The organism is Anabaena sp. UHCC 0399 (assembly GCF_034931465.1).
Lineage (GTDB): Bacteria > Cyanobacteriota > Cyanobacteriia > Cyanobacteriales > Nostocaceae > Trichormus > Trichormus minutissimus.
On the sequence record NZ_JAYGGZ010000008.1, the window covers coordinates 109,001 to 122,696 of the forward strand.

At 40.2% G+C, this 13,696-nt stretch carries 5 protein-coding genes and 2 pseudogenes; 2 read left to right on the forward strand and 5 right to left on the reverse strand.

Features of this window, described 5'->3' with window-relative positions; all coding sequences use genetic code 11:
* Positions 1 to 76: 76 nt before the first annotated feature.
* From VB693_RS06690 to VB693_RS06710, 5 genes and pseudogenes are all read right to left on the reverse strand, one after another.
* Complete coding sequence (locus VB693_RS06690) at positions 77 to 2,716, reverse strand: EAL domain-containing protein (protein WP_323265569.1); 2,640 nt, start codon at positions 2,714 to 2,716, stop codon at positions 77 to 79.
* Between the two features lie 506 nt (positions 2,717 to 3,222).
* A complete protein-coding gene (locus VB693_RS06695) occupies positions 3,223 to 3,804 on the reverse strand; it encodes a YdeI/OmpD-associated family protein (protein WP_323265570.1) in 582 nt (193 codons plus the stop codon).
* A gap of 166 nt (positions 3,805 to 3,970) precedes the next feature.
* On the reverse strand, positions 3,971 to 9,391 hold the full coding sequence (locus VB693_RS06700) for an AAA family ATPase (RefSeq protein ID WP_323265571.1): 5,421 nt from the start codon (positions 9,389 to 9,391) through the stop codon (positions 3,971 to 3,973).
* A 455-nt stretch (positions 9,392 to 9,846) separates the two neighbouring features.
* Positions 9,847 to 9,996: pseudogene (locus VB693_RS06705) on the reverse strand (colanic acid biosynthesis glycosyltransferase WcaL); the annotation flags it as partial.
* Positions 9,997 to 10,080: 84 nt separating this feature from the next.
* Entirely contained in the window at positions 10,081 to 10,953 is an 873-nt protein-coding gene (locus VB693_RS06710; protein WP_323265572.1) for a class I SAM-dependent DNA methyltransferase, read from the reverse strand.
* 225 nt (positions 10,954 to 11,178) lie between these two features.
* Here VB693_RS06710 and VB693_RS06715 point away from each other — a divergent pair.
* Positions 11,179 to 11,526, forward strand: a pseudogene (locus VB693_RS06715) (hypothetical protein); the annotation flags it as partial.
* Between the two features lie 840 nt (positions 11,527 to 12,366).
* Positions 12,367 to 13,659, forward strand: coding sequence for a glycosyltransferase family protein (locus tag VB693_RS06720; protein ID WP_323265573.1), 1,293 nt, complete (start codon positions 12,367 to 12,369; stop codon positions 13,657 to 13,659).
* Positions 13,660 to 13,696 lie beyond the last annotated feature (37 nt).

Here is a 13,696-nt window from a genome sequence, read left to right on the forward strand (position 1 = left end):
ATTTTGACCCTTCACTTCGTTCGAGGGCAAGATTTTGAATTTTGAATTAATTTATATGCCCAATCCAAATTACGAATTACTCGTTTGCTTCGTTTTTACTATGAAGAAGTTCTGTGACTTTTTCCGCAGGTAGGGGTCTGTGGAAAAAGAAGCCCTGGACATCTTCACAGTTGATAGATTTTAAGAAATCCAATTCTTCTTGTTTTTCTACGCCTTCAGCGATGAGCTTTAACCCCAAACTTCTACCTAAAGTGACGATCGCCTTAACAATGTGGGCTACTCTAGTATCGGTTGTCAACTCTCGAATGAAGGAACTGTCAATTTTGAGGTTGTGGAGTGGTAAGAGTTGTAGGCGAGAGAGGGAGGAATGTCCTGTACCAAAATCATCAATGGAAAGATGAACACCCATCTTTTCTAAATCATACAAAACCTTTTTAGTGAAATCTATATCTTCAATAGCTGTTGATTCCGTAATTTCTAACTCTAAAAATTGTGGTTCTAATCCAGTTTCCGCTAAGGTTTGGGCAACAATAGATACTAATCTAGGCTGGCGAAATTGCTTAGGAGATAAATTCACTGCTATTGTTAAAGGAGGTAATCCGGCATTTTGCCAAGCTCGATTTTGAAGGCACGCTGTCCGTAATACCCATTCGCCAAGAGGAATAATTAATCCACTTTCTTCTGCTAAGGGAATAAAAATACTCGGTGCTACTACCCCCATATCTGGATGTTCCCAACGCAACAGTGCTTCCATCCCAGTAATTTTGTTGGTGTGAATATTTACTTGGGGCTGATAGTAAACTGTAAATTCTTGCCGTTCTAGAGCATAGCGTAAGTTTTTTTCTAGATTTAAAATATCGGGAGTTTTTGAACTTAAGGATGTTGTGTAATACTGATAATTGTTTCGCCCTTCATCTTTGGCATGATATAAAGCTGCATCTGCGTGTTGAATCAGAGTTTCAGCATCAGGACTATGCTCATCTAGCAAGGCGATGCCTAAGCTAGCACTTACGTAAAGTTCATGTCCTTCCAGATAAAAAACGCTCTCGAAAGAGTTTAAAATTCTCCAAGCTACCTGAGTCACTTCTTCTAGATAATTAATCCGGGGTAGGAGGATGGTAAATTCATCTCCTCCCCAACGGGCAACGGTGTCTCCACTTCTGAGGGATATTTCTAATCTTTGCGCTACACTTTGGAGCAGGCGATCGCCTAATGTATGACCTAATGTGTCATTAATCATTTTAAAGCGGTCAAGATCCAAAAACATCACTGCTAGACTTTCGCTATTACGTATGGCGTTGGCTAGGGCTTTAGCCAGTAGTTGATCGAATAGCAAGCGGTTGGGTAATCCCGTTAATAAATCATGGAGGGCTTGGTAGCGAATTTGTTCTTCTACCTGCTGACGATGCCAAGCACCACTGATACTAGCTGCCATTGTCAATAGTGTAGATTCTTCATGCTTAGACCAAATACGCTCTTGGGTACAATCTGCCAAGCCGAGATAGCCCCAAAACTTTTCTTCTAAACGCAGGGGTACTAATAGCAGGGATTGAATTCCATCTCGCATCAGAAGTTCGCTTTCACTGGGGAAAAAGTCTCTAGTCATGCCATTAATTGACTGTCCGTTAGACAGGATGGTGTACCAACGTGATAGAGCAGGCGAGTTATAAGGCTGATTTTGCCAGTGATGCCGAGAAGATTCCAGGGGGGAGCGAGTCCATTCACATTGCAGACTCACAGCTATTTCCCCTGTCAGAGGATGAAAATGGTTTTTAAATAAATAAGCGCGATCTGCATCGGCTGCTATACCTAACACAGCCAAAGCTTTTTCAATTCCTGTTTCATAATCCATTTCTACGAGCAAGTAATTAGCTGCTTCTGCTACTGCTTGTAGCAAGCGATCGCGTTGGTAAAGTTCCAGTTCAGCTTTTTTTTGCTCAGTAATATCTCTAGTAATATAAGTTCTAATTAAATCACTTTCTGGCAGAAAATGCACTGATTGTTCAAAAACTTCTTGACCAAATTTGATTTCCCGCACAAAAGAGTTAACTTTCTGTTTTTTTATCTCCGTTAGTATGCCTTCCAGAATAGGATGATGCTTTCCTAGTTCTCTTAATCGAGGAAATTTTAAAGTGGCGGCTGGATTCAGATAAATTAAATTACCCTCTAAATCTGTCTCAATAATGGGATTAGGAATGAGTTCTGGAAAAGAGGCTAGGCGAGCTAGTGCAGTGTCACTCGCTCCTTCAAAATCAGGATCTACTATTAAGGTTTGAAAGGGAGAAACAGGATGAGATTGGTCAGTCAGAAAATCAGATAGGTTTTCCGCATTGGCTGATTCATAAAAGGCTTGTTCGGAAAGGTTAGATATAGCGTAATACTTGGCCTGAGCTTGATTACTGCCGAAATGGATGATATCTCCATGTCTGAGATTATGGGAGATACATCTTTCTCCATTTACAATCAAACCATTAGTGCTTCCTTGTCCCTTGAAGTTACCATCAATAATCCGAAAGCCATATTGTTCAGTTCCTGGAACTGTTACCCGCAATAAAATTGCATGTTGTCTTGATACTGAGCGAGAAATAAGGACAATAGCATTGCCCTTATGCCGTCCTACAGAATATGTAGCTTCTTGCAGTAGGATAGTACGTTGTCCTTGCAAATCGTGGACAACCAATAGGTGGCGTATTTTTTCTCGCTCGTTACTAGTCATCGCCAGTCCTCACACTCTGATGTCTTTGAATCTTGAAACCTAAAAAATATGACGATTTCAACAAGTTTTAACTTTCAAATTTTAGAAAAGCTATTTGCTCAAAGCAACGACAATCTGTGAGGAAACCAGTGTTTTTTTCAATAGGCTACCGTATAGAAATTAAGATGCTCATTTGCTAGCTAGTCTTAATCATTATAAATCCTGATAAATCTTGTTAATTTTTTCCCTTGACAACAGCAATAAGGGGAAACTTAATTTTAAATTTTTCCTAACCATTCATGATACTATTAATAAAATAAATTATACACAGTATATTTACTACTTTTTAAGAATGAGTGTGATGATTCAAATACAAGTGTAGCCCCTGGCTGCAAGATTTTTTTAATATCACTGCGATGATATAAAATACAAATTTAGTTAGGTTTAATGTCAAAGCTTTTTCAGAAAAAATTGGCATAGATAAATTTGGGTTGCCTAGCTTAAGAGAAAATAATTAACCAAGACATTTATAACTTAGGATTTTTATTTTGGGTTGCTGAATTTATAGTTTGCTCAATTCGCTTCATCCTTGTCTCTGGACGTTTAGCATTGGCAATCCAAGAGAGGATATTTTTTTTAGTTGAGTTGCTGAAGGCTGTAAAATATTGGTTAGCGTCTGCATTTGCGGCTAATGCTTGCTGTAAATCATCGGGGATGATTAACGCTTCTATGGCATCTAAACTAGTCCATGAACCGTCTTGTTTGGCTACTGTAATTTTTGCCAAACCAGCTTCAGTCATCAAATTTTGCTCGATGAGTTCTGCGATATATTGCTTATTTAATTTTGACCAGACACTTTTCGATTTACGAGGTGTAAATATTTGCATATAACGGTCTGCATCTAAGGATTTAACTTTACTGTCAATCCAACCAAAACATAATGCTTCTTTAACGGCTTCACTATATTTAATGCTGGGTTTACCACTTTTTACTTTGTAATAAATTAGCCACATACCAATATAATTTTGATGGTTATTCTCCAACCATTCCCGCCATGCTTGGCGATTTGGGGCATGAAAAGTTTCTAGTTGGTTATCGAAGTTTGGCATAAAGTTTCCCACAGTCTTTGCACCCCACAGGTCAGTTCGCTCTTCTGACGGAGACGCTACACAAACAAGTCGGAAAAACCGCCCATGTTCAGTTGTGGGGAAATTGCGTCTTCAAAACTGGATTAAGATCATTGCGATCGCCTCTAGACTACCCAAGGGCAATTCCCTAAGCAATTGGCAATGTTAATAAAAACTCAGTTCCCATACCTAGTGTAGAGTTAACCGCGATCGCTCCTCCATGTTTCTCCACGATAATCTGCTGGGCGATCGCTAATCCTAAACCTGTTCCTTTGCCTACTCCTTTGGTGGTAAACAGGTGATCGAAAATTCGTGCTTTGACTTCTTCTGGTATTCCGTTCCCATTATCACTGATGGCAATTTTTACCTGTTCACCTGCAACCGTTGTCTGAATTGTAATTCGATTGGGGTTGGCTTCAATCTCAGCAACACTACATCCCTGATTCGATTCATCCAACGCATCGATCGCATTGGCCAGAATATTCATAAATACCTGATTTAATTGACCGGGAAAACATTTCACGTGGGGGATCTTGCCGTAGTCGGTGATAACTTCAATGGCTGGGCGGTGTTCGTTGGCTTTGAGGCGATGACGTAAAATCAGTAGGGTACTATCGATACCGTCATGCAGGTTAAAGGGCTGTTTTTGGTCGCTGTCGGCGCGGGAGAAAGTACGCAAACTCTTGCTGATAGCTTTGATGCGATCGCCTCCGTCTTTCATCGCCTTGATTAATTTGGGCAAATCTTCCCGCAGATATTCCAAGTCAATCGCCTCTAGTTCATCTTCAATTTCACTACCGGGGTGGGGAAATTTATCGAGGTAGAGGTCAATCACTCCCAACAGGTCGTTAATATATTCTTGGGCTGCACCAATATTACCGACAATGCAGCCAACGGGATTATTGATTTCGTGAGCAACGCCTGCAACTAAGTTACCTAAAGCAGACATTTTTTCGTTCTGCACCATTTGCACTTGCGCTTGCTGAAGATCCTCTAAGGTATGTTGCACCTGTTGATAGAGACGAGCATTTTCGAGGGCAATTACGGCTTGGCTAGAGAGGAATTTGAGAACGAGGAGGCGATCGCTCGTAAACACGTTACTCGTAACTTGATTTTCGAGGTACAAAATGCCGATTAAATTACCCTGATTAATTAACGGCAAACATAGCACGCTCTTGGGCTGATGCTGATGGAAATAATTGCTGATCACACCCGGTAGATCAGTTTTTAAATCATGGATGACGACTGTTTCTAAAGTATTTTTAACGTAGTGAATCAGCTTTACGGGAACGGTAGGGTTGTTTTCAAGCGGAGTGGATTGTAAGGTAGTTTGCTCGAAGTTAGCTATCACTCGTACTTGCCATTCGCCTTTATGAAACAGTATCAAACCACAGTAATCAGCCCCAGAATTTTCCAGCATTGTCTGAGTCAATGTTTGCAGTAACTTATCTAATTGAATGGTGCTGGAGAGTGCCTGAGATACTTGCAGAAGCGCAGTAAAATCGAGCATATGGTTGATGTTAGTGCTAGAGGAACTCTGGTTACGGGTGGAGTGGCGATCGTAAGCAGAAGTAGAAATGCTAGTGAAGGTATCTAAAATGCTAAAGGGCTGAATAACTGGTTGTAGTATGGGGCGCAGTAGTTGAGGATAACGGGTTTCTAAATCATCAGTTTTGGCGAGGCTACCCCAATGAGCGTAATAGTAATAGGCTTCCTGCATATAGCCTGCGGCAACTTTTTCTTTGCCCCAGTTGAGGTAGAATTTAGCTGCAAGTTCGTTAGCTAGAGCTGCTTCTTGGATGTAACCGTTGGTTTTGGCAAGGGCGATCGCTTGGTCATATAATTCTATTGCAGCTATTTTGTCCTCTAAAACTCGATGTTTTTCAGCTGCAACTAAATAGAATTTATGTTGATAATTTAGGGGAGCATGACCTGCCCATGTTTGCATTTTTTGTTGATTGTTTGTAATCTTATCTAAGTAATTAGATTGTTGATGGCTATCTAGTTTTGGATACACAGAAAGCATACTCAGAGATTGATAAAAATTCTTTAATGGCACAATCAATAAACCAGCCGCTCCCTGTTCATACTCTTCAAATAGACTGGCGTATTCAATAGCTTGTTGATCTGCGCCAAATAAATAAGCTAAAAATGATTTAGCTAGATAAACATAACAAATTCCGTTGGTGTTGCGACTTTTAATTAAAGAAGGGAGAGTAACTGTTTCGTCAAAAGATTCACCAACTAGCATTTGAGGATCATCAGCCTTAGCTCTTAAATTCATGACAGTTTGTCGCCATGTATTACCCCAAATTAAAGATACATCTTGTTTGATATCCTGCATCAAAGAGCAATACTTATTGGCTTCAGATTCAGCAAATTCTAGATTTTCACCTGTCCAAAATAAAAATTGAGCATAACAATTGGCACAATAACCAACATATTCCAAATCACCAGTTTCTAATCCACTCTTAAGACCTTCTAAGAATATGTCTAAAGTGGAGTTAATGTCATCTTGCCAATGTTTAATAAATAGCCCAAAAGTCAAATAAACTTTGCTTTTCAGTTCTTTGGCATTAAATTTATCCAAAATTGTCATAGCTAGCTGGCCGAATTGATAGCCATCTGTAATTTCTGCCGATGCACATAAGAATAATCCATAAAGACTGTAGGCGATCGCAGATTGAGGAGAGTTACCATATTGAATACAGATATTCACCATCGTGAATATCTTTAAAGGTAACAGCATCGGTTTGGCAAGATAAATCGGGGCAAACAAACCACATAAAATCCTTAAAGCTGCGCCTTGCTGTAAATCACTCAGTTCGGGTAAATTCACTAAGTCTTCAATCAAACGTTCCCCAAATAGCGACTTCAATCGACCATGTTCAGCGATGATGGTTTCCATATCTCCATCTTCGGGAAAATCAATACCTAGTAGTCCTAAAACTTCTCTACCGATATTAATCGCTTCTATGAGTTTGTTTTGAGCAGTATAAGCTTGAATTTGAATTTCGTAAGCTTTAATTTTATCTAAGGTATGTTTAGCGTGTACAAGTATTTCTTTAACTAGAAATTCGGAAGTAGGAAAATTCGTGTTTAAATATGCCGATTCTGCTACCAAATTATACAAACTCAGGGTGAGTTCATATTGATTTTGCCAACTATCAGATTCTAGGAGCTTTATTGCCGTATTTAAATAATCGACAGCAACGACATAAGCAGTAGCAACTTTAGCTTTACGTCCAGCTATTAAATTTAACTTAACTAGCTGCTCTTTTTGCTCTGCTTCAGTGAAATAATCAATACCTACATTTAACTGATTAACAATATCAAAAATACGATTTTCTAATTCTGCTTCCGGAGTGGAATTTAAAAGTAGCTGACCAATTCTTAAATGAGTTGCTTTTTTTTGCTCTTGGGGAATTAGGGAATAAGCCGCTTGTTGGACACGATCATGTAAAAACTGATAACTGACTGTAACGTGGCGATGACCGACCGACGATCGGAGACTATCGCCTGGTATTTGATGTGAGCTAGATTGAAAAAACTTATATGTTTCACCAATGGGCAGAATTAACTCTTCTTGCAATGCCTTCCACAAGATTGTAGCCGTTTCTGCCTGAGATAGTTCAGACACGATCGCCAACGTATTTAAATCAAATTGATTACCAATACAAGCTGCTAACTTCAAGATATCCTGAGTATCTGGCGGCAGTTTTTGTAACTGCAATGCCATAAACTCGACTACATCATCTGTCAACGCCGCTTCTTGCACCTGGACAATATTACACTGCCAATGTCCGGCTGCTAAGTGAAAATAAATCAGTCCATCCTGATGCAATGCCTTAAGAAATTGCGTGGCAAAAAAGGGATTACCCTGGGTTTTCTGCTCCACCAATTTTGTCAAAGGTTGCGCTAATGTTTCTGTACAATTGAGGGTATCGGCAATCAGTTGATTGAGACTGGTTTGGCTCAATGGTTGTAGAGTGATTGTGTTCAACTTTGCGCCTGTTTTCTGAATTGCCTCCAGGGTCAACATCAACGGATGTGCAGCAAATACTTCATGATCACGATATGCCCCAATCAGTAGTAAATAGCCTGTTTTTGACTCCGCCATTAATCCTTGTATGAAGTTAAGGGAGGCGGAGTCTGCCCATTGTAAATCATCCAAGAATATGACTAAAGGATGCTCAGGTGTCGTGAAAATGTGAATAAACTTCTGGAATAGCAATTTAAACCGATTTTGTGCCGCATTCCCAGATAACTCTAGTGCGGGGGGTTGTTGCCCAATCACCCGTTCTAATTCGGGAATCACGTCAATGATGACTTGTCCATTTTCGCCTACAGCCTCTAAAAGCTGGGTTTTCCAAGTCTGCAATTGCTCATCACTTTCACTCAACAATTGCCCCATCAAATCGCGGAATGCTTGCACAAAAGCCGAGAAGGGAGTGCTGCGATTAAATTGGTCAAACTTGCCTTTGACGAAATAGCCCCGTTTCTCGACGATGGGCTTATGAACTTCATTAACTACAGCAGTTTTCCCAATCCCAGAGAAACCAGCAACTAGCATTAGTTCTGATGTACCGTTGCTGACGCGATCAAATGCTTGGAGTAGTGTAGTAACTTCCTCCTCCCGACCATAGAGTTTTTCAGGTATCAAGAAGCGATCGCACACATCCCGCGTTGCAATCTCAAATTTCTCAATTATGCCTGTTTTTTGCAGTTGATGGAGACAAGTTACCAAATCATGCTGCAAACCCAATGCACTTTGATAACGATCCTCGGCGTTCTTGGCCATTAATTTCGCCACGATTTGTCCCATCACCAAGGGAAGTTCTGGCTGCAATTCACACACCAAGGGTGCAGGTTTAGCAATGTGACAATGCACTAGTTCCAAGGGATCATCTGATGGAAATGGTAACTTTCCTGTTAACAGTTCAAACAACGTCACACCCAAAGCATAAAAATCACTCCGATAATCTATCCCTCGGTTCATCCGTCCGGTTTGTTCGGGTGCAAGATAGGCGAGTGTCCCTTCTAAGACATTAGGGTGTTTAACTGCTTCAGTTTCCTTGGGTAGCAGTGAGGCGATGCTGAAATCAATCAGCTTAATTTCTTTGGTATGAGGATGAATGAGCAGGTTGGCGGGTTTGATGTCTTTGTGGATGACGCGGTGTTGATAGAGATCATGGAGAATATTTGTCAGTTGGATGGCGATCGCTAATATGTCTCCCAAAGACAAAGGGTGGGCTTGACTATATGCTCGCAGTGATACACCACCAAAATCTTCCATCACCAAGGCGTAGCTGTTACCATAGGTTTCTAGAGAATTTGGGCGGACAATACCGGGAATATACAGATTTTTAGCGATCGTGTATTGATTGCGAAACTGCAATAGTTCACTGAAGCTAGGATAGTCCCGCCGGAGTAGCTTAATCACCACAGGTTGCTCTGAATTATCTGCCAGTCGTATTCCACGATAGACAAGCGTTTTAGAGCCGTGATAAAGCTGCTCAATCAACTGATATCCAGACAGCAAAACGGTTGTATCTACGGTTGTATTCATGGACAACGACCTCATCTTACAGGTTAAACTGCATAGGATATATTAATGCTTAGTATGCCCATAATTTGATTAGGTCTAACGTTGTCTATCATCAAACAAGGCGAAGCAAAGAATGGTGTTCCTAATTAATAGGACGATTTTTACCTCACGTATACTGCTTCGCAGAATCCGCAGGATATAGGCAAAGAATAAAAGAATGATCCGCCGAAAGAGGATGAACACAGCGAAGAGTTTACTGTGAAACCTGGGTCAATTCTTGTAGTAGTGAATCTGCTTTTTTGATAGATGGTAAATCAAGTTTGTGTTGTGGTAACATCTGGGCATAGCGGTTATTCAGAAAGTTATTGAGTTTTCTATCCCACTTTTTTAATAATCTTTTTAATGGCTTATTTTCATTGCCAAAGCTGAGTTGACGAACTAAAGATTTAATAATCGTTGGATTAAATAGGATAACTCGGATGAACCTTACCTGTATAATTCTTAGGTAAACCATTCACAGGATAAATATAAACCTCATGTCCACGGTCAATCAAACCCGTAATTTGATGAAGAATAAAAGCCTCAGATAAAACAGGAAACCGCCAAACAATAAAAACCACCTTCATAGTAAAACCTCCGCGTCAATCCGCGTCAGCTAAACTCTTATGTATGAGTCATTTTGCTATTTTTGCCAAAATTTTTGTAGGTTCTTATTTTGGCAAAGGTGTTGCCTGAGATAACTGCCAAAGTTGGATGGAATAACACAGATGGTTTTCAAAAATAGCTCGTGCTGCTAATCCCTCAGCAATTGGCTTTTCTAGCCAACGGTTAAACGCCCAACGACCGAGTGCGTGTAATGGTGGGAGTGCGATCGCCACAACATCAGCAATATATTTAACTGTAGTCAGCCCAAAAGTACGGAAATTATCAACACACAAGTCAATCGTTGGTGCAATATGGGCTGAAATGTCTTCAGTCTTGATTAACTTAAATCCAGCCTGTTCTAACGCCGCTTGGAGTTCGCCGGTGACATGACAATTAGAAAAAATACCTTCTCGGTATTCGGCATCAAAACGCATCATATCTGCAAGCAGCAGGTAGCCACCACTATCCAATAAACGAGCCGCACCTTGAGCTAAATCGAGAGCAGCAATATATTGACTGCTTTCGCTAAACAAAATGAGGTCGTAGGAGTTTGAGGTGTGAAAATCTTCAAATCTCGTTAAGTAGAAAGGTACTTGGCCATTGGTATTTTGAATAAAAATCTCTTGCTGGAGTGCATCAGGTGCTAATCCCTCAACAATGAAACCGCGATCGCACAAATACGCTGCATTACCACCAATCCCACAGCCGACATCCAGCACAGTTTTTACACCCTCTGGGATAAAACTCAAAAGTTTAGCTGTATATGCTGACTGCGCCACACGCAGGCGAGTCAGAGTTAATTCTTCACCGCTTCTAGGTAGTGGCTCCCAATACCCGTAATGAAGATAGGAAGAACCTGTAAGCCCCATATAGTAATCTATCGCTGCATTTTGGTAGCGAGTCGCTTTTGGAATATTGATGAGTTTTGGTTTTTGCATTTATAAATTGGTAGAAACAGTTACACATTCATGCTTAATATTCCAAGCGATATCAGTTTGTTAATTTTGTCGTTTGATTAACTAACGTATTACTGGAAATTTCTGCGTAATACTAAATTTGGCGTTGCATAAATGCGGGATGAATTAGTTAAATACAGGTATTTCTCTATACTTCAAGTAATGAAGTAATAATCTAATGTAGTAGATCCTAATTCATCCCTCTATTATGCAACGCCTTACCCCGATACCAGGCTTAACTTTGAATTTGGCATCGACAAGCTTTTAGATTATCAAAATAATTGGACAGAATTAGAAGCCAATGACAACCCATTTGCAACTGTAGTCATGGCGCATTTAAAAACGCAGCAAACAAGTAAAAAGCGAGGAGAACGTAAAACTTGGAAATTTAGCTTAATTCGCAGATTGTATGAATTAGGATTACAGGAGAGGGATATTCTTAACCTGTACCGATTTATTGATTTGGTTATGATTTTACCAAAAGCTTTGGAAGCAGAATTTCGGCAAGAGTTAAAGCAATTTGAGCAGGAGCGGACTATGAGCTACATTACCACAGACTGAGGTAGTTTGTGATGGAAATAAAGAATTGTATTAGCTAACTCGTTTTTAACACCGTATGGTTTTTATCTACTAAAAATAGGTCAGGTTGAAAGTTAATTGCGGCTGAGAGAATTAATTGCGATCGCAATTTCACTATCTCTTCAATGCCCATGCCCAGGTACTTTACCAGTGAAGTTGGAATACATCTGCCAGAAACATCCGGTTGATGTTCTGTTGCTGATACATATAATTACTGATTTACATAAGTTCTTTATGAAACTTGTATGAGAAACTTTTCATCAAGCTGTTAAGCATACTTAACAGTATTTTCCCAGTTCAAACCAGGGGTAATCACTATTTGTCTATGAAGCGAATAGGCGAGATTAGACCTCTGGTGCTGGTTTCATGAGAAATTTCTCATATTTTCTTAATTACCTTCTCATAAAGATTTGATTAAACTTGATTTAATTCAAAGTTAAATAAGACTCAGTATTAATTCACTCGTACCCAGGAGATAAGCCGATTAAAAGAGTAAAAATGAAGTTAAATAGATAGTAACCTAATAATCTTATGTTTAACACGCAATTTAATCGATTTTTGCCATATTTCTGATACTTAAGCCGTTGATTAATCAAATCACTATTGCTACTCCTCTTCACATTTGTATCCACAAACTAAGTATTTATACTAAGTGGCTGATAGCAATTCCCACTGAGGTGAGGTACACCAACAAAAAATTAACCGCCGATAGAAGAGGATAAACGCAGCGAAAAGTATGATTAGGGTTTTCTTAGAGTCGTTAGTTTATTGGCAAAATTTTGAATTTTCTCAACTCCATAAATATGGTATGTTCTGATGAACAACTTGTTACCCCATTCTGGAGAAATCACCAGAACATCGGCTAGTATCGTGTCTTCGGAGGCTAGTAGTTTATCTAGTAATACTCGTAAGTGGCGCATTGCTTTATATTCCCACGACACAATGGGGCTAGGACACAAACGCCGTAATTTGTTGATTGCTCAAACTTTAGGATTTTCACCCCTACAAACCGATATTTTAATGATTAGTGGCATTCAAGATGCCAGCAATCTACCAACACCACCAGGGGTAGATTGTTTGACCCTTCCTGCTTTGCATAAAAACATTGATGGGCAATATCAGGCACGAAAATTGAATCTATCATTGCAGGAAATTATTACACTGCGATCGCAAGTTATCCTTACCACTATCAAAACCTTTAAACCTGATATTTTCATTGTGGATAATGTACCGCGAGGAGCAGTCAGAGAGCTAGACCCCACCTTAGATTACTTGCGTAGGGAAGGGAAAACTCACTGCATTCTAGGTTTGCGGGATATCTTAGATGAACCTGCTTCCGTGCGTCGAGATTGGAAACGAGCCGCTAACGAAGAGGCGATTCAAACCTATTATGATCAAGTTTGGGTATATAGCGATCGCAACATCTATGACCTAGCCAAAGAATATCGCTTCCACCCCAAAACCGTTGCTAAATTCCGCTACACAGGCTATCTTGACCAACGTAGCCGCCTCAAACATCTGAATTTAGACACCGTTCAATCATTTAAAGCCCTCAATCTACCATCTGAACGCTTAGTATTATGCTTAGTAGGCGGGGGACAAGACGGAGCGATGTTAGCCGAAACATTTGCCCATGCTGAACTACCACCAGACATGAACGGTATTATCTTAACAGGCCCCTTCATGCCGAGAGAAATACGGCAAAAACTTCAAAACTACGCAGCACAACGCCACAACTTGCGCGTATTGGAATATTTAGCCGAGCCGACAATGTTACTACACCAAGCCGAGCGCGTGATTGCGATGGGTGGTTACAATACCACTTGTGAATTGTTGTCATTTGGCAAGCGATCGCTCATTTTACCTCGTGTCAAACCCCGAAAAGAACAATTAATTCGGGCTGAACGGTTAAAAGAACTAGGCTTAATTGATTTCCTGCACCCAGATCAATTAACATCAGCTGCATTAACCAACTGGTTAAAACTTGACATTGAGCCACCTCCAGTCCGTAAATTCCTCGATCTCAAAGGACTAACCCGCATTCCCCAATTCGTCAATGAAATCCTTATGTCTACTCATCAAGCATCCCCACAAGCAAAAGCTTCTTGAACAGTCATTTGTCAAACGCAAAAATCCCACCTCCTCA